The sequence below is a fragment of the Natrononativus sp. DTA114 genome, assembly GCF_059736515.1.
This window is the reverse complement of sequence record NZ_JCASSN010000002.1, coordinates 54,622-71,145: the sequence shown is the minus strand read 5'-3', so window position 1 is coordinate 71,145 and position 16,524 is coordinate 54,622. Positions and strand designations below refer to the sequence as shown.

Below are 16,524 nucleotides of genomic sequence, written 5' to 3'. Positions count from 1 at the left end.
ACAACCGTTTTTGTTCCGGTCCACCTGGGCGGCGTATGGAGATCGTCGTCTTCGGCGCGGGCAGCCTGGGGAGTCTCGTCGGCGGGATGCTCGCGCGCGAACACGACGTCACGCTCGTCGCCCGCGAGGACCACGCTGCCGTCGTCCGCGAGAACGGGCTCGAATTCGAGGGCGAACTCGCGGAAACCGTCTACCCCGCGGTGACGACCGACGACACCGGCCTCGCGGGGGATCTGGCGCTCGTCACCGTCAAGTCGTTTCACACCGCCGACGCCGCGAGAGCCCTCGCGACCGGTTCATTCGACGCCGTCTGTTCGCTTCAGAACGGAATGGGAAACGAGGAGACGCTCGCCTGTCACCTCGAGTGTCCGGTGCTCGCGGGAACAGCCACCTACGGGGCGGTGCTGGCCGAGCCGGGGCGAGTGGCGTGTACGGGCCGCGGTGAGATCGTTCTGGGCGCACGCGAGGGCGGCGTCTCGGCCGTCGCCGACCGCATCGGGGCGGCGTTTTCCCGGGCCGGTCTCGAGAGCACCGTTTCGACGTCGATGCCCCGGAAGCTGTGGGAGAAGCTCGCGGTCAACGCCGGGATAAATCCGATAACAGCGCTCAGCCGCACCGAGAACGGCGCCGTTCTCGAACCCCCTGCAAGGGGGCTCTCGCGGCTCGCGACCCGCGAGGCGGCCCGAATCGCTCGCGCCCACGACGTCCGGCTATCGAACCGGGAGGCGCTCGCGGCGCTCGAATCGGTCGCTGAGGCGACGGCAGCGAACACCTCGTCGATGCACCAGGACGTCCTGGCGGGTCGACGAACCGAAATCGACGCGATCAACGGCTACGTGGTTGGTCATGCGCGCGAGCGCGGGCTCGAGGCGCCGACGAACCGGACGCTCGCGGCGCTCGTCCGAAGCTGGGAGCGAGGGAGAAAACTGCGCTAGCGACGGTACCCGGTCGAACCGCTCAGAACGGTGCCTGTGGGCCTTCGTCGTCCTCGCCGTCGTCGACAGTTTCGCCGGGGAACGACGGACTCATGCCGCCGCCGGCGCCGCCGTCCATTCCCGTACCGGCGTGGACCTTGGTAATTTCGGGAATCTCTTTGACCATCCGGCTCTTGATCGCCTGGATCGTCATCGGGGAGATTCCACAGCCGCTGCAGGCGCCACCGAGCTGGATGTGGACCTCGCCGCTCTCGCGGTCGATGTCCTGAATAGCTGCGCTGCCGCCGTGCATCTGGATCTGCGGGAAGTTCCGCCGCAGGAAGTTCGCGACACGTTCCTCGAGGTCGTCCCCGTCGTTCTGGGCATCCGTACTCATGTGAGGGCATTGGGGGTCTGCCTCCCTAAAGGTTCCGTCGCCGGCTTCGGAGCCGCCGCGTCGCCGACTCGCGTTTTGCGAGCGGTGGGTCAGACGCCGAACACGCGCTCGAGTTCGGTTTCGATCTCCTCGAGATGGGTTTCGAGGACCGCGTCGAACTTCTCCTCCTCGACGAGGACGCCGGTCACGCGGTCGAAGGGATCGTCGGGAAGCTCGATCCAGAACCCCTCTTCGTCGTCGTAGAAGGGTTCGCTCTCGTTCAGCACCTGCTGGTCGATCGCGTGAACGAGTTCCGAGTCGTAGCGGTCGTTCATTCGGTTGAACGCGTTCTTGTACGCCTGCTGGAGCTCCGGGAAGTAGTGGACGTACTTGTCCTCGAACTTTTCGGGATCGAAGTCGGTCATACCGCAGCGGAGGGCCGGTGAGAACAAAAATCGGGCGATCGACCGCGGGACCTCGTTTCAGCTATCGGTGCATTCCGCCTCGGTGAAACGGTATGGGTACCCTACATACGGGGGATGAGTTCGCAAGCCAAACGGACACCCCGACGAGTGGCGACTGCCCATCTACATGTCTCTCGATCACCACCCCATCCCGCGGGAAGCGCTCCCGCCAGGGTGGGGGCCGGCCGAGATCTGCGACGAGCAGTACGTCTACCGTCGCAGCCGGCCGCTGATCGACCTGATCGCGGCCCGCGCGGCCGCCGATCACTCTCATCCCGGCCTCGGTCTCGGCCAGTGCTGGGCGCTTCGCTACCGACACCAGATCGGTGAGCTTTCGGTTACCGAACCGATCGGCCACGTTCCGACCCGTCAGGCCGCACTCGAGGGACTTCTCGAGTGTATGCGTCGCCTTCACGACAGCGTCGATGAGGCGGCCGAGCCCATGGAGATCGAGGCCGCACTCGAGGGCATCCAATTCGAGAACGGTCTCCCGACCCCGTGAGTCAGCGACGGTCGTACAGTTCGCGGAAGACTGCCGTCGGAAACTGCGGCTCGAGCCGACTCGGCGGTCGCCCGCCGTTCGTCGGTCGGTCGCAGCTGACCCGGTCGACGATCCCCTCGTCGGCGAGTTCGTAGAGCACCCTCGTGATCGTCGAGCGCTCGAGGTCGAGTTCGGGCCGATCCGACAGCGACGCCGCGACATCGTCGATCGTCGCCGCGTCCTCGGGCGGCGTCCGGAGTACGTGCTCCAGGAGCTCCTGGCGGTTCTCCCGCAGCGCGAACAGTCGGTGAAGCGAGACCGATCCGTCGGGAACGGCCGCCTGCCCGGCGTCGATATCCGCATCGGTGAGGGCCGTTCGACCGTCGTCCGCTGCGATCAGCGCGGCGACGTACAGCGCGGCGAGCGCGTCGTGAGCATCGCCGGCAGCCCACGTCGCCAGCGATCGAAGCTGGCCGTGATCGACGGCGCCCCGGGCGAGTCCGGCGGTCGCTCGCGTCGAGAGCACGTCGACGAGGGTGTGTTGCTCGTAGGCGGGCACCTCGACGCTCGCGTCGAAGTCGACTGCGAGCGCCGCCGGGGACTGGCGGCCGACGCCGACCCACGAGATCGAGGCGGCCGTCGTCGAGAGCCACTCGTCGATATCGGTCTCCGACGGGCACGTTTCGCCGCCGAGGTGGTCCGTGACGATCACGGTCGGCTCCGCCCGCGCTCGCTCCCGAAGTTGCGCCCGGAACTCGAGCGTGCTCACGCCGTGGTCGGGAACCGACTCCTCCCCCAGCAGCGCCGCGAGCGCACGCCGGTAGAAGGCGAACTCGGTGTGAACGCACCGCAGGTCGACGTAGGCGACCGACGGCACGGATCGCCGGCTCGCTCTGGTGGTCGTGTACAGGGTGTCGCCGGTGCCGCCCAGCCGGCGGAGCTGTCCGACGATCTCGGTGACGATCGTCGACTTGCCGGCGCCTTTCGGTCCCCAGACGTACACCGGCGGCGGCGTCGACCCCGAAAACACCGGCTCGAGACCGTCCAGGACGTCTTCGATCACCGGACCGCGGGCGTGAACGGCCGGCTCGTAGGAGAGCGGATCCAGGGCGGATCGATCGCGGAAGAGGCCGTCAGCTGCTGTGCTTCGCAGTCGTCGCTCGATACGCTCTTTGACGGACATCATTGGAGTGCTCGTCTCTTTCCTGACGGTGGGGGCGGCGGATATTACTGTTGCTTCGCTGTCGACTTTTCTCGTCGCGCGAGCGGCCGGTCGGAGTGATACAGGGTCTCGCCGGTCTCCGGATCGAACAGGTGCAGACGCTCGGGATCGGTTCCGAAGCTCACCGACTCGCCGGGGTCGAGATGCGAGCGGGCGCCGATCTGGAACTTGACCACCTCATCGCTGACGGTGCCGTGTAACAGCATCCGGTCGCCGAGGGGTTCGGTCACCTGGACGGTGGCGTCGACTCGGTTCTGTGAAGCCGCCCGCTCCTGGTGCAGATCCTCCGGGCGAACTCCGAGCACCGCCTCGCGCTCGCCGATGTTCTCGAGGTCGTCCGTCTCGGGGAGTTCGATCTGGACGTCCTCGTTCCTCGCGACGACGCCGTCGCCGGCCGAGCTGAGTTCGACCGGAATCCCGTTCATCGCGGGGCTGCCGATGAACTCCGCGACGAACCGGTTCGCGGGGTAGTCGTAGAGTTCCTGCGGGCTGGCGACCTGCTGGATCTCGCCGTCGTTCATCACCGCGACGCGGTCGCCGAGAGTCATCGCCTCGGTCTGGTCGTGGGTGACGTACACCGTTGTCGTCCCGAGTTCGTCGTGGAGCTGGCTGAGCTCCGCGCGCATCTGGATGCGGAGTTTCGCATCGAGGTTCGACAGCGGCTCGTCCATCAGCAGGTAGTCCGGATCGCGGACCAGCGCCCGTCCGATGGCGACTCGCTGGCGCTCCCCACCGGAGAGCGCCTTGGGTTTGCGTCCGAGGAGGTCTTCGATGTCGAGGATCGCCGCTGCTTCGGTCACGCGCTGTTCGATCTCCTCGTCGGTGTAATCACCCGCCGATTTCATGCCGAAGGTCATGTTCCGCTTGGCGGTCATGTGGGGGTAGAGCGCGTAGTTCTGGAACACCATCGCGACGTTGCGCTCTTTGGGTTCTAAGTGAGTGATCTCGGTGCCGCCGGCGACGAGGTCGCCGTCGGTGACGCCCTCGAGGCCGGCGAGCATGCGGAGCGTCGTCGACTTCCCGCAGCCCGAGGGGCCGACGAGGACGAGGAACTCGCCGTCTTCGACCGCGAGGTCGATCGAGTTCACTGCCGTTACGTCGTCGAACTGCTTCGTGATGCTGTTGAGCGTTATGTTCGTCATGGTTACTTCTGTTGGACCCCGAACGTCTCGAGGAGCGGCTTTCTGAAGGCGATCAGCGCGAGCAGCGGCGGGATGAGCGTGATGATCGCGCCGGCCATCACGATCGACCACTGCAACTCGCCGGCCTGGATGTCCCCCTGGAGCAGGGTGATCCCGACCTGGGTCACCTGCTGGCTCTGGGAGTCGATGATGACCAGCGGCCAGAGATACTGATTCCAGGCGTAGATGAACATGATGACGGAGACGCCGGCGAGCATCCCCTTCGACATCGGGATCAGCACGTAGACGAGGAACTTGAAGGGGCCGATGCCGTCGAGTTTCGCCTGCTCGACGATCGACTCGGGGATCGAGTAGAAGTGCTGGCGCAGCAAGAAGACGGTCGTCGCACTCGCGAGATAGGGGATGGTGAGCGCGAGCATGCTGTTGTACCAGCCCAGGTCCGTCACGATGTTAAACAGCGGGACGAACCTGACCGGCACCGGCAGCATCAGCGTAAAGAGGATGATCAGGAACATCACGTTCTTGAACGGGAAATCGTAGTAGACGATCGCCAGCGCCGCCAGCAGTGAGATGGCGAGCTTGCCGACGACGATGATGACCGACATGATAAACGAGTTCAGCAGGTAGACGCCGAAGTTGTAATCCGTCATCACCGTCCGGTAGTTCTCGATCAGGTGTTCGCCCGGCAGCAGGTCGCCGAAGCTGTTGACGAGGCCGACCTCCTGGGTGCTCACCAGCGCCGCGATCAGGATCGGCAGCGCCATCACGAAGACGACGAAGCCGAGCGTCCCGTGGAGGAACAGCCGTCCCAGGTTCCAGTTCGCGCCGAGCGAGGTCGTGCTGGCGCTCGAGTCCTCAGATCCCGTTTCGGATTGTGTGTGTGTGCTCACGTGTGATCACCCGTAGTGTGCGTAGCGGTCGGAGAGGCGGAGCTGGGCGTACATCAGGATCCCGACGACGAAGAACAGGATCACCGATTGGGCCGAGGCCAGCCCGTGGTTGTTGAACTCGAAGGCGTTGCGGTAGAGGTCGTAGATCATGATGTTGGTCGCGCCGCCGGGGCCGCCCTGGGTCAGGATGTCGATGAACGCGAACGTGTGGAAGAACGCGTAGATCGTGTTCATGACGATCAGGAAGATCAGCGTCGGCGAGATCAGCGGCGTGTACACCCGGACGAGCCGCTTGAACTTCCCGACGCCGTCAAGGTCCGCCACCTCGCCGAGCGTGTCGGGGACGTTGTTCAGCGCCGCAATCATGAAGATCACGTTGTAGCCGATCTGCTTCCAGATCACCGCAACGGTGACGATGATAAAGGCCTGCGTGCCGTTCGTGAACCAGTCGACGTTCACGCCGAAGATCGCCTCGATCGGCGTCGTCAACACCCCGAGACTGGGGTGGATGATGTAGAAGAAGACGATCCCCGCCACTGCCGGCGGCAGCGCGTACGGCCAGATCGCCGCGATCAGGTACGACGACTTGCCGACGCTCACCTCGTAGATCAGATACGAGATGAGCAGCGAGATCGCCATCACGCCGGCGATCACGATCAGCGAGAACAGGATCGTGACGCCGATGCTGCTGTGGTAATCGCTCGAGGTGAGCAGGTACTGGTAGTTGCCGAGGCCGGTCCACAGCCGAACCGTCCCGAACTGGAGCGTTTCGTAGAGGCTCAGGTGAGCCGCCTGGATCGCGGGATAGTAGAGGAAGACGACCGAGACGACCAGCGTCGGTAACAGCAACAGATACGCGAGCCAGGAGCGGTTGTATATTTCTCGTGTCATGATGAAAACGAAGCCGGAGCCGCGGTTACTGGTTCGCGACGCGGTCGTAGCGCTCGAGTTCCTCCTCGACGTCGGCTTGCATGTCCGCGAGGCCGTCCTCGACGCTGACCGATCCCGAGAAGATGTCCTGGGAAGCCTCCTGGATCCGCAACTGGACCTCGCGGGCCGGACCGACGAGCATCCGCAACGTCGCGGGCGTCGTCTCGGACTCGAGTAGCTGGTCGAACGCCGTCGCGTAGTGGGGCTGTTCGTCGAACCAGCCCTCGTCTTCGAGCTGGTCGATCGCCTCCTCGCGGATCGGGTAGTAGCCGCTGCCCTGGTGCCACTCGATCTGGCTCTCGACGGAGCCCAGGTCGGCGAGCAGGTCGCCGACCTGCTCGGCGCGGTCGTCGCTCATCTGGCCGCTGACCCATAGGGAGGCGCCGCCGATGACGACGCCGGTGCGGTCTTCGGTCGGCGAGGGGTAGAACCCGGTGCCGAGTTCGAACGTGTCGACGTCGTCCTCGTCGACTTCGTCTTCGTCGACGTCGCCTTCGGCACCCGCCATCGTCGCCTCGACGGCGGCCGTCGAGTCGAGTTTGATCCCGACGTCACCCGTGAGGAACGCGCTTCGGGCCTCGCTCCACGCCTCGATACCGGGGTTGAGGTAGAGGTCGTCTTCGTACATCTCGCGCCACCACGTCCAGAGGTCGTGGGCGAAGTCGGTGTCGGCGTGCATCGTCGTCGGCGAGCCGTCGTGACCGTTCTCGTTGTCGAGGATCAACTCGTTTGCGAGCGAGTACCACGTTTCGACGAACCAGACGTGGTTCGGCCAGGTGATCCCGTACTCCGTCGCGCCGGACTCGACGAGCGCTTCGGAGTGTTCGCGGACGTCCTCGAGGGTGGCCGGCGGCTCCTCGGGGTCGAGTCCCGCCTCCTCGTAGGCGTTTTTGTTGTAGTAGAGGATGGCGTTCGAGTTGTTGAACGGCATCGAGTGCAGGTTGCCGTCGACGACGAAGAAGTCCTGGACGGCGCTGACGAGGTCGTCGATGGGGTAGTCGTCGGGGAGGAGATCCTCGGCCGACTGGGTCGCCTCCGTGTCGAGCACCTGCTGGTTGTGCAGGCTGTCGATCATCACGACCTCGGGCATCTGGTCCGCTTCGATCGCACCGAACAGACTGTTCAGGATGTCCTCGTAGCTCCCCTGGTACTCGGATTCGGTCTCGGCGCCGTCGAACCGCTCGACCATGTCGTTGAGGAGGTCCCCCGAGCCGCCCCCCATCGCGTGCCACACCGTCAACACGTCGTCGTCCGGCTCGTCGACGTCGTCCGCGTCGCCGTTATCTTCCCCGAGACAACCCGCGAGTGCGGCTACCGTCGCAGCACCCGTTCCCTTTAGCAACGTTCGCCGTGAGTGTTTCCCTGCCATACCTGTTCGGTATCCATTTGTGTTATTTATAATTACGGATTTCACTTCCTACTCAACTTATTTGATAGGTTCAAAATCGATGTACATGAGGATTATTTACTCATGGGTACGGGACCATAGATGTATACGCGTACACTCATTTATTCCTACAGTAGCAACGTCGGAACGCCGACGACGGCTCCGATCCCGATCAGAACGAGATTCCAGAACAACACCGGTCGCACGAGCTCTCGAGAGATGCTCGCGGCGAAGGCGGTCTTGACGAGGATGCTCGCCGCCGTGCCGGCGATCACGCCCGCGACGGCCGTCTCGTAGGTGATCTCGCCGGAACTCATCAGCGTGACCGCCGTCGCCGTCGCGGTGCCACTCGAGACCAGCCCCGCGAGGAACGTCGTCGCGATGAACCCGCTCGCGCCGAAGGCGTTCTCTGCGCCGATCGAGAGCACCAGAACGAGCAAGAACAGCGCGCCGAAGGTGAGCGCGTTCCGGAGACTGAACGGGGAGGTGAGGTCGGTGTCGACGCTCGCCTGCCAGTCACTCTTCCAGACGGCGATCCCCACGCCGGTGAGCGCGATCGCGCCGAGCGGTGCGCCGATTACGACGGCGGCCTCCGGGACGAACGCCACGACGATCACGGCGTTTCGGACCGCCATCGCCGCGTTCGCGAGCAAGATCGCACTGACGGCGAGTCCGAGCAGGCCGGACTGGTTCGTGGCGCGCTTGCCCATCTCCGCGACGACGGCCGTCGAGTTCACCAGGCCGCCGAAGAAGCCGGTGACGGCGATCCCCTTCCCCTGGTATTTCTTGACGAGGACGTAGTTGACGAAGCCGATCGCGCTGATCGCGATGACCAGCGACCAGACCAGCCGCGGCTCGATCGCTCCCCACGGATCGACGGGTTCGGCGGGTAACAGCGGGTAGATCACGAACGCGAGGATGACGAACTCGACCGCGCTCCGGACCTCCTCGCGGCTGAGCCCCCACGCGAACTCGTGGAGTTCGCGCTTCAACACCAACAGCAGCGACGACAGGACGGCGACCGTCACGGACTCGATGAAAAAGCCGTTCGCGACGAGCGCGCCGATGCTGTAGGCGACGAGCATCGAGACCGAGGTCGTCAGCGAGAGGCCGTCGATCTCCTCTTCGATGAAACTCTGGACGGCGAGCAACACGGCGTGGGCGATGATCAGCAGTCCGCCGATCAGCACCAGTCCGTCGTGGTCGACGATCGTGAACACCGCCGCCAGCAGGCTGATCAGCGCGAACGTTCGGATGCCTGCTGACTTCTGGGACCACTCGCGCTCGAGGCCCAGGAACATCCCGAGCAACGTCGCCAGGACGAGTTTGAAGACTTCTTCGTCCATGTACGCGAGGAGTTCAAACTCGATCATCGACCGATCACCGTCCCCACCGCTCCGAGCGACTCGAGGACGTAGTCGGGGGTGACCGCGGCGTTCGCCACGTCCGCTCGATCCGAGACACCCGATAAGACGAGCGCCGTCGTCATCCCGGTACGAGCGCCCATTTCGATGTCCGTCTCGAGGCGATCACCCACCATCAGACACTCCGCCGGAGGGGCCCCGAGACGATCCGCGGCCGTCTCGGCGGCGACCGACGAGGGTTTCCCGAGCACCGCGTCGAGTTCGCGTCCGACGAGCCCCTCGATCGCACCGATCATCGCTCCGGCGTCCGGGATCTCGCCTCCCTCGACCGGGCAGGTCCGGTCCGGGTTGGTCGCGTAGAACGCCGGGTCGGTCTCGAACGCTTCGAGAACGTCCTCGAGGACGCCGTACTCGAACGATCGATCCATCGATGCCAGGACCACCTCGGCCTCGGCGGGGGTCGCGGTGATCTCGAGACCGGCCGCGGCCAGTTCGTCGAGCAGCGGCCGCTCACCGACGACGTATACCGGGTCGTCGGGATGGGTCGCCGCCAGGTAGTCGGCCGTGAGCGCCGCCGAGGTGACGAGCGACGAGCGCGAGACCTCGATTCCGGCGGCTCGAAGTTTCTCGAGGTAGACCTCTCGCCGCTCGATCGGCTTATTCGTGAGAAACAGGACGTCTATCCCGGTGGAGCGCAGGTGTTCGATTCCATCGCACGCGCCGCTGATCGGACTGTCGCCCCGGTAGACGGTCCCGTCGAGGTCGATGATCGCCCCGGAGATCGTGGGCTCGCTCGGTGGGCTCTCTCGATCCGTCTGCGTGGTGAGGTTGCTGTTCACTGCTGGTCCCCGTGGTATGCGTATCGCCCAATATCGTACGTACCCCTATATCTTGCTATATAGTGCTATATACTATCTGCGCCCGATGTTTATCGGCGTGCGTGCCCGAGGGGTGGTATGGGCCGGTACCCGAGGCGAACGTTCCTCCGGGATCTCCCCGCCGCGTGCGTACTCGGTGGCAGCATCAGCGGATTCACGCTGTCGTCGCCGACCGGCACCCAATCCGGCGATCCGCGCGTCGTCGGCCACCGCGGGTGTGCACACGAGTTCCCGGAAAACTCATTGGAGGCCGTCGACCGGGCCGCCGAACTGGTCGATGCGATCGAACTCGATCTCAGACGGGCCGCAACCGGGGAGATCGTCGTCGTTCACGACGCCACCGTCGATCGGATTACCGGCGGAAGCGGTCCGGTCGCCGATCACACGGCCGACGAACTCCGCGAACTCTCGATCCACGAGACCGGAGAGCCGATTCCGACCCTCGAGGAGGTTCTCGAGGTCGCCTCGCCGTCGGTCGATCTGGTGTTCGACCTCAAAGTCGAGGGAATCGCAGCGGCGGCCCACGATCTCGCCATCGAGTTCGGCGGCGACGTGCTGTTCTCGTCGTTCTCGCCGTCGATTCTCCAGGAGGTGACCGAACTCGATCGCGAGACCGCACTGATCGTCCGGGAACCCTGGCTGGCTCGTCGGTTCCGGCCGGTCGTCGCGCGAAGCTCGGTCCCGATCTACCCTCGAATGGAGGTCCGCGAGTGGCTCGACACCGCCGCAGACCTCGGGTGCGTCGCGATTCATCCACGCCTCGAGCTCTGTCTCAGAACGGAGCTCGTCGAGCGGGCACACGACCGTGGCTTGCTCGTCGAACCCTGGACGATTACCCGCCCCCGTACGGCGGACCGCCTTCGCACCGCCGGCGTTGACGGCCTGATCACGGATATCTGTTCACCGCTTTCTTGAATCGACTCGCCCCCGAGACTTCGAGCGTTGGCTTCGGCCTCCGTATTTAGTATACCGCCATATGGTTGATGGCGTCTTCGGACCGATCTCGCGTCTGTCTCTCGAGAGACCGACGGACCGCTCCCTGAGCGCCTCTGATCGGAGTTTCCGCGGGCTCCTCTCGCGAGCTCGCACGCGCCAAGACGGGAACTACCCACCACGGGGTAGGGGAGCCAAGAACTCGTCTGTCGCTCGCCAGTACTCCTCGACCAGCACACACGAGGGGTCCGGCGGTCGGGTCGCCGGTTGCCGTCGCCAACGACGCGTTGCAGCCGGCCGGATCGACCACGGCACGAACGCCCCCTGTCGATAAACCACATAACGTGATATCGAACGCGGGGCGTCACACCACCCGAACCACAGCGCAGTGTTTATGCGCCTCAGCGAGGTATTGTGGATAATCAGTCCTCCTGATGGTGTGTCTATGACGTCTCAGATTCCGTTCGCCATCGATTTTCACGTCCACTCGGACGATTCCTACGACGGCCACGAACCGATCGAACTGATCCTGGAGCACGCGGCGGATATCGGTCTCGACGGCGTAGTGATCACCGACCACGACGAAATCGGCGAGTCGCTGCGTGCAGCCTCCATCGCACCCGAGTACGGGCTCGTCGGCATCCCCGGCGTCGAGGTGTCGACGCGACACGGCCACCTGCTCGCGGTCGGCGTCGAGGAGCGACCGGACCCGGGCCGCCCGTTCATGAAAACCGTCGAACGGGTGCGCGAACTCGGCGGCGTCGCGGTCGTTCCGCACCCGTTCCAGCGCAGCCGCCACGGCGTCCGCAAGAGACACATCAGGGACGCGGACGCTATCGAGGCGTACAACTCGATGCTCTTTACGGGCTATCGCAACCGTCGCGCGCGGACGTTCGCTCGCCGGCGCGACTATCCGGAGATCGGCGCCAGCGACGCCCATTACCTCCCGAACGTCGGTCGCGCCTATACGGAACTTCTCGTCTCGCCGAAAAACGGGGCGGCGAAGGCGGATATCGACGGTGACGACCTCGTCGACGCGATCCTCGAGGGCCGAACCCAGATCAGGGGCAAGCGCACGCCGGTCCACAAGAGCACCGTCCAGTACACCAAGGGGGCGATCCGGAAGTCCGCCTACCTGCTGACCTCGCGGGCGCCGCTGGTGCCGACGGTGCCGGCGTCGATGGATCGCACTAGGTAAGCTGGTCGCCCACGAGGTCGTCGGCGTACTCGAGAAACCGCTCTTCTTCCCCCTTTGGAACCGTCGCCCCCGCTGCGACGTCGTGGCCGCCGCCGTCGCCACCCACTTCCCGGGCGGCCTCCCCCAGTACGACCGAGAGATCGAGTCCGTCGCGAACGAGGCTGTGCGTGCCGCGGCCGGAGACCTTCACCTCCGCGTCGTTCTTGTCGGCGAAGGCGACGATCGGCTTTCCCCGGCTGATGCCGTCGTTCCCGACGGCCATGCCGGCGACGATGCCGACGATCGTCTCGCGGATGCGGTCGCCCGCGTGGAACCACTGGAGGTGGTCTTCGTGGGTGACACCCTCCTCCGTGACGAGCGAGATTCCCTCCGAGAGGTTCCGTCGGTGGTCCCGCAGGAGCTGACGGGCCCGCTCGAGCGCACCCTCCCGGTCGCCCAGACAGACGCCGAGGCCGACGTCGGCGCGCTCGTAGCGCGCGGTGGCGTTGAGCAGCGTTGAGAACTCGCTGGCGTCGCGGAGTTCGGTGCCGACTGCCTCGTCGCTGAGCACGTAGGCGGTGCCGACGAGGCTGTCGATCTTGCCGGCGGGGACGCCCTTCGAGACGGCCCGCTTGACCAGCGCGCTCGCGACCAGTTGCTTTTCCTCGCTCGTCAACTCGGCCCAGCGGCGCCACTCGCCGTCGCGTTTCAACTCGAGGTCGAGCCCGTCGAGAAACCGCAGCGCGCCGTTCGCGTCGTTCGAGATGCCGGGAATGTTGACATCCGTGGCGTACTCGAGCAGCTTCGGCAGCGGCCGGGTCTGCTTGCCGTAGAGCGCGAGGTCGGTCGCGGTCTCGAGGACGCCCGCGGCCTCGCCTTCGGCGACGATCTTCGCGTTCGCGCCGTGGAGTTCGCCCCCCGACGCCTGCATGTCGCCGACGGCGCCCACCACCGCGAGCGCCGCGAGGTCGCGGTTGTCGACCTCGTCTGGCTCGAGTGCCCGTGCGAGGACGTAGCTGGCGCCGGCGCCCGACAGCTCCGAAGCGCCATTGATGCCGAACAGCAGGGGGTTGAGGTGGTAGTCGGTATCCGTTTCGGCCGGCTGGTGGTGATCGGCGATCACGGGGGTGAACGCGTCTGCCGATTCGTACTCGCCGATGACGTCGAGCTGGCCGCTCCCGAAGTCGGTGAAGAGTACGGTGTCGTAGTCGGTCGCCGCGATCCCGGAAATCGCCTCCTCGTCGAGCTGTTTCTCGAAGACCGTCTCGAAGGGAATCGCCGCCCGCTCGAGTGCGCTCGCGGCGACCGCCGCGCTGGTGAGCCCGTCGGCATCGATGTGGGACGCGAGTAACACGCGGTCGCAGCCGCGGAGGTGGTCTGCACACGCGGTCGCTCGCTCCTCGAGTTCGGGAACCGGTACTGCCATCGCTCGAGAGTGGGGCGGCTTCCGGGATAAACCTGCGGTCACTGACTCGCGTGGCGACTCACCAGAGTCTCGTCTCGCCGGTCTGCAACGACTCCGGTCACCCGGATCGACTACAGCGAGAGCAACAGGTGGTCCTCGTCTCGCTCGTAGTTCGTCTCGAACGGCGCCGAGCGCTCGCGCATCGTCTCCTGGAGCCACGCGACGTCGTCGTCGTCCGCGCGGTTGACGGTGTAGTCGTCGATCACGACGGGAACGAGTCGGAGATCCTCGAGGGTCCCGTCGTTGGCGACGCCGACTTCGAAGAGGAAGCTCCGGTCGTTGCGAATCTCGTCCTTAACGACGTAGTCGTTGACGATGTCGCCGGTATCGTGGAGGATCAACCCGTCGTTGTACCGTTCGACCCCCTGTGAAATGTGGGCGCTGTGGCCGTGGACGACGTCGACGCCCGCCTCGATCAGCCAGTGGGCGAAGTCGACGTACACCTGATCCGGATACTCGACCCAGTTCGGGCCCCAGTGTACCGAGAGGACCAGCAGATCCGGGTCGGTCGCTTGCGCCCGATCGAGGGCATCGCCAACGACCCGTTGTGTCTCCTCGTCCTCGGGATCGGACTCGGCGTAGGCCGTTCCTGCCCGCTCGTCGGTGACGCCGTACTCCTCGAAGTGATCCGCGATGGAGACGACCGCGACGTCGACGCCGTCGACCGAAAACGACGCTGGCGCATACGCCTCCGCCGGCGTCTCGCCGGCCCCCGCGTGGTCGATACCGCCGCCGGCGAGCGCCTCGAGCGTGTCGACCAGCGCCGTCGGTCCGTAATCGAGCATGTGGTTGTTCGCCAGCGAGGCGAACCGGACGTTTCCCGCCTGGAGCGCCGGGACCGCCCACTCGGGATCGGCGCGAAAGTAGTAGGTCCGGTCCGGAAACTGCTCGCCGCGCGTCGAGAGGCAACACTCGAGGTTGCAGCAGACGGCATCGAGCGACTCGAGTCGCGGCCGGAGGTCGCCCCAGACGTGTGCCGGGTCGCCGGCGTCCCCGTAGTAGTTATCCACGCTCCGTCCGAGCATGGCGTCGCCGGCGAATCCGATAGTTGTCCCGTCGCGCTCGTGTTCGAACTCGGGTTCGCTCTCGCGGTGATCGTCGTCGAAAACCGAGTCGTTCTCGCCGTGGTCGCCGACCGACGTCGAGTTCAGGTCGGCACACCCGCCGAGTGCGACGGTCGCGGCAGCGAGAAACCGCCGCCGGCTTCCGGTCATGGTTCTCGGCGCGCTGCTCGGCAGTGGGCCTCGAGAGCGTTCCAGGACGCCCGTCGGCTGTTCTGAACCGGTGCGTTCATTGACCGCCCTTTCGATGCAACTGGTAAAATTATTCGGGCCGGTCGCAGCGCCCGCTGAGCCGGTCAGTCGTGGTAGGTTGGCGCCGCTGCCTCGACGGTTTCGCAGGCTAGTGTTTCGAACGTCGCCTCACTCGCGACGAGGTCGACGTCGATTCCGCGGGCGGCCGCGGTCTTCCGCGTCGGCTCGCCGATGACGCCGACGGTCGCGTCCTCGAGCCCCGCGACCGCCGCCTCCCCCACCCCGTGAGCGGCGGCCGCCTCGAGAAAGTGCTCGACGGTCAGCGACGAGGTGAAGCAGGCGGCGTCGAGTTCGCCGGCGGCGGCCATCTCGGCTGACTCGCCGCTTCCCTCGGGGCGGACGAGCCGGTAGAGCACCGTCTCGTGGACGTACGCGCCGGCTGCCTCGAGGCCCTCGAGTAACACCGGACTGCCGTGATCGCTACGGGCGACCTCGACGCGGGCGCCGTCGACGTCGTTTTCGAGCACCGAGACGAGCCCGCTCGAGGTGTACTCCTCGGGAACGATATCGACCGCGTAGCCCGCCTCGCGGACGGCGTCGCCCGTTTTCGGCCCGATGACGCAGACGGTCGCTTCGCTCGGATTCCACGCCGCATCCGCGACGAGCTCCGCGCCGGTCTTGCTCGTCAGCACGACGTAGTCGGCGTCCTCGCGGGGGGTCGCTCCCGTGGGATCGATCGACAGCATCGGATCGGGAACCGGCATCGCCCCCAGCGAATCGATCAGTTCGACCGCGTCGGCGAGGCGCTCGTCGTCCGGGCGGAAGACGGCGACTGAGAGGTCTCGCACGCGTGCTACACCCCGTCGTTCGCGGTCGGTTCGGTCCGGTCGTCGGCGCCGGCCCCGTTCGCGAGGAACTCGAGCACTCGCTCTCTCGTCCCCGCGACATCGCCGATAACGGTCACCGCCGGCGGCTCGATTCCGGCCTCGTCACGGACGTCGACGATGGTCTCGAGGGTGCCCGTCGCGACCCGCTGATCCGGCCAGGTGCCCCGCTCGATCAGCGCCACGGGGGTTTCGGGTGCCATTCCGGCCTCGGCCAGCGCCGCGGTGTAGTCGGGCAGTCGGCCGACGCCCATCAGGACGACGATCGTTCCGCCAGTGGCGGCGAGGGCTTCCCAGTCGATCGCCGACTCCGCCTTCGTCGGGTCCTCGTGGCCCGTGACGAACGAGACCGAGGAGGCGTGATCGCGGTGCGTAACGGGAATTCCGGCGACGGCGGGCGCGGCGATCGGGGAGGTGACGCCCGGAACGACCTCGAACGGCACCTCGTGATCGGCGAGGTACTCCGCTTCCTCGCCGCCGCGGCCGAAGACGAACGAGTCCCCGCCCTTCAGTCGAACCACGGTTTTCCCGTCCGCAGCAAGCTCGACCAGCCGCTCGTTGATCTCCGATTGCGGGGTGCGCTCGCCGCCGGCGCGCTTGCCGACGTCCTCGCTGCGTTCGTCGGGAAGCAGGTCGATGATCTCGGGGCCGGGAAGCTTGTCGTGGAGGACGACGTCGGCCTCCTCGAGCAGCCGTTTGGCCTTCACCGTCAGCAGTTCGGGGTCCCCGGGGCCGCTGCCGACGAGGTAGACGGTTCCGGGCAT

At 65.8% G+C, this 16,524-nt stretch carries 17 protein-coding genes; 4 read left to right on the top strand and 13 right to left on the bottom strand.

The genetic code is table 11. The features are described from left to right. The first annotated feature begins 35 nt into the window (after positions 1–35). Positions 36–935, top strand: coding sequence for a ketopantoate reductase family protein (locus AC6I6S_RS08310; protein ID WP_497949419.1), 900 nt, complete (start codon positions 36–38; stop codon positions 933–935). A 22-nt stretch (positions 936–957) separates the two neighbouring features. Here the strand turns inward: AC6I6S_RS08310 and AC6I6S_RS08305 are convergent, their stop codons facing one another. Continuing rightward, on the bottom strand, positions 958–1,311 hold the full coding sequence (locus AC6I6S_RS08305) for a NifU family protein (protein ID WP_497949417.1): 354 nt from the start codon (positions 1,309–1,311) through the stop codon (positions 958–960). Between the two features lie 89 nt (positions 1,312–1,400). Continuing rightward, a complete protein-coding gene (locus AC6I6S_RS08300; RefSeq protein WP_497949416.1) occupies positions 1,401–1,715 on the bottom strand; it encodes a DUF5783 family protein in 315 nt (104 codons plus the stop codon). A 166-nt stretch (positions 1,716–1,881) separates the two neighbouring features. Between AC6I6S_RS08300 and AC6I6S_RS08295 the strand changes: the two genes are divergently transcribed. Then, a complete protein-coding gene (locus AC6I6S_RS08295; protein ID WP_497949414.1) occupies positions 1,882–2,256 on the top strand; it encodes a hypothetical protein in 375 nt (124 codons plus the stop codon). A gap of 1 nt (position 2,257) precedes the next feature. Here the strand turns inward: AC6I6S_RS08295 and AC6I6S_RS08290 are convergent, their stop codons facing one another. The 7 genes from AC6I6S_RS08290 to AC6I6S_RS08260 form a co-directional block, all read right to left on the bottom strand. Continuing rightward, positions 2,258–3,421 carry an AAA family ATPase gene (locus AC6I6S_RS08290; protein WP_497949413.1) on the bottom strand — a complete coding sequence of 388 codons (1,164 nt, stop codon included), beginning with the start codon at positions 3,419–3,421 and terminating at the stop codon, positions 2,258–2,260. Between the two features lie 41 nt (positions 3,422–3,462). Continuing rightward, positions 3,463–4,599 (bottom strand): ABC transporter ATP-binding protein, encoded by a 1,137-nt coding sequence (locus tag AC6I6S_RS08285; protein WP_497949412.1) that lies wholly within the window; start codon positions 4,597–4,599, stop codon positions 3,463–3,465. A gap of 2 nt (positions 4,600–4,601) precedes the next feature. Beyond that, positions 4,602–5,489, bottom strand: coding sequence for a carbohydrate ABC transporter permease (locus AC6I6S_RS08280; protein WP_497949410.1), 888 nt, complete (start codon positions 5,487–5,489; stop codon positions 4,602–4,604). A gap of 6 nt (positions 5,490–5,495) precedes the next feature. Continuing rightward, complete coding sequence (locus AC6I6S_RS08275) at positions 5,496–6,383, bottom strand: carbohydrate ABC transporter permease (RefSeq protein ID WP_497949793.1); 888 nt, start codon at positions 6,381–6,383, stop codon at positions 5,496–5,498. Positions 6,384–6,405: 22 nt separating this feature from the next. Beyond that, positions 6,406–7,788 carry an ABC transporter substrate-binding protein gene (locus AC6I6S_RS08270; protein ID WP_497949409.1) on the bottom strand — a complete coding sequence of 461 codons (1,383 nt, stop codon included), beginning with the start codon at positions 7,786–7,788 and terminating at the stop codon, positions 6,406–6,408. Positions 7,789–7,934: 146 nt separating this feature from the next. Beyond that, positions 7,935–9,179: an MgtC/SapB family protein gene (locus tag AC6I6S_RS08265; RefSeq protein ID WP_497949408.1), complete on the bottom strand. Its 1,245-nt coding sequence runs from the start codon at positions 9,177–9,179 to the stop codon at positions 7,935–7,937. Next, the gene (locus AC6I6S_RS08260) at positions 9,176–10,009 is read right to left on the bottom strand and encodes an HAD-IIA family hydrolase (protein WP_497949406.1); all 834 of its coding nucleotides are present in this window, start codon (positions 10,007–10,009) and stop codon (positions 9,176–9,178) included. Before AC6I6S_RS08260 ends, AC6I6S_RS08265 begins: the two co-directional genes overlap by 4 nt. Before the next feature lie 117 nt (positions 10,010–10,126). On the opposite strand from AC6I6S_RS08260, the gene AC6I6S_RS08255 reads away from it, so the two are divergent. Continuing rightward, positions 10,127–10,963 carry a glycerophosphodiester phosphodiesterase gene (locus tag AC6I6S_RS08255; RefSeq protein WP_497949405.1) on the top strand — a complete coding sequence of 279 codons (837 nt, stop codon included), beginning with the start codon at positions 10,127–10,129 and terminating at the stop codon, positions 10,961–10,963. 463 nt (positions 10,964–11,426) lie between these two features. Next, positions 11,427–12,179 carry a PHP-associated domain-containing protein gene (locus AC6I6S_RS08250; protein ID WP_497949404.1) on the top strand — a complete coding sequence of 251 codons (753 nt, stop codon included), beginning with the start codon at positions 11,427–11,429 and terminating at the stop codon, positions 12,177–12,179. Here AC6I6S_RS08250 and recJ read toward each other — a convergent pair. From recJ to cobA, 4 genes are all read right to left on the bottom strand, one after another. Next, entirely contained in the window at positions 12,172–13,584 is a 1,413-nt protein-coding gene (recJ, locus tag AC6I6S_RS08245; RefSeq protein ID WP_497949403.1) for a RecJ family nuclease, read from the bottom strand. The two genes, AC6I6S_RS08250 and recJ, sit on opposite strands and share 8 nt — an antisense overlap. A gap of 110 nt (positions 13,585–13,694) precedes the next feature. Then, complete coding sequence (locus AC6I6S_RS08240; RefSeq protein WP_497949401.1) at positions 13,695–14,837, bottom strand: CapA family protein; 1,143 nt, start codon at positions 14,835–14,837, stop codon at positions 13,695–13,697. A 143-nt stretch (positions 14,838–14,980) separates the two neighbouring features. Then, positions 14,981–15,724, bottom strand: a complete 744-nt coding sequence (locus tag AC6I6S_RS08235; protein WP_497949400.1) for a uroporphyrinogen-III synthase — start codon at positions 15,722–15,724, stop codon at positions 14,981–14,983. Between the two features lie 5 nt (positions 15,725–15,729). Further along, positions 15,730–16,524 (bottom strand): uroporphyrinogen-III C-methyltransferase, encoded by a 795-nt coding sequence (gene cobA / locus AC6I6S_RS08230; protein WP_497949398.1) that lies wholly within the window; start codon positions 16,522–16,524, stop codon positions 15,730–15,732.

What these genes read in the sequence shown, in the direction of transcription:
- AC6I6S_RS08310 (WP_497949419.1), top strand. Translation starts at nt 36, where the DNA reads ATGGAGATCGTCGTCTTCGGCGCGGGCAGCCTGGGGAGTCTCGTCGGC.
- AC6I6S_RS08305 (WP_497949417.1), bottom strand. Translation starts at nt 1,311, where the DNA reads ATGAGTACGGATGCCCAGAACGACGGGGACGACCTCGAGGAACGTGTC.
- AC6I6S_RS08300 (WP_497949416.1), bottom strand. Translation starts at nt 1,715, where the DNA reads ATGACCGACTTCGATCCCGAAAAGTTCGAGGACAAGTACGTCCACTAC.
- AC6I6S_RS08295 (WP_497949414.1), top strand. Translation starts at nt 1,882, where the DNA reads ATGTCTCTCGATCACCACCCCATCCCGCGGGAAGCGCTCCCGCCAGGG.
- AC6I6S_RS08290 (WP_497949413.1), bottom strand. Translation starts at nt 3,421, where the DNA reads ATGATGTCCGTCAAAGAGCGTATCGAGCGACGACTGCGAAGCACAGCA.
- AC6I6S_RS08285 (WP_497949412.1), bottom strand. Translation starts at nt 4,599, where the DNA reads ATGACGAACATAACGCTCAACAGCATCACGAAGCAGTTCGACGACGTA.
- AC6I6S_RS08270 (WP_497949409.1), bottom strand. Translation starts at nt 7,788, where the DNA reads ATGGCAGGGAAACACTCACGGCGAACGTTGCTAAAGGGAACGGGTGCT.
- AC6I6S_RS08265 (WP_497949408.1), bottom strand. Translation starts at nt 9,179, where the DNA reads ATGATCGAGTTTGAACTCCTCGCGTACATGGACGAAGAAGTCTTCAAA.
- AC6I6S_RS08255 (WP_497949405.1), top strand. Translation starts at nt 10,127, where the DNA reads ATGGGCCGGTACCCGAGGCGAACGTTCCTCCGGGATCTCCCCGCCGCG.
- AC6I6S_RS08250 (WP_497949404.1), top strand. Translation starts at nt 11,427, where the DNA reads ATGACGTCTCAGATTCCGTTCGCCATCGATTTTCACGTCCACTCGGAC.
- recJ (WP_497949403.1), bottom strand. Translation starts at nt 13,584, where the DNA reads ATGGCAGTACCGGTTCCCGAACTCGAGGAGCGAGCGACCGCGTGTGCA.
- AC6I6S_RS08240 (WP_497949401.1), bottom strand. Translation starts at nt 14,837, where the DNA reads ATGACCGGAAGCCGGCGGCGGTTTCTCGCTGCCGCGACCGTCGCACTC.
- cobA (WP_497949398.1), bottom strand. Translation starts at nt 16,524, where the DNA reads ATGCCCGGAACCGTCTACCTCGTCGGCAGCGGCCCCGGGGACCCCGAA.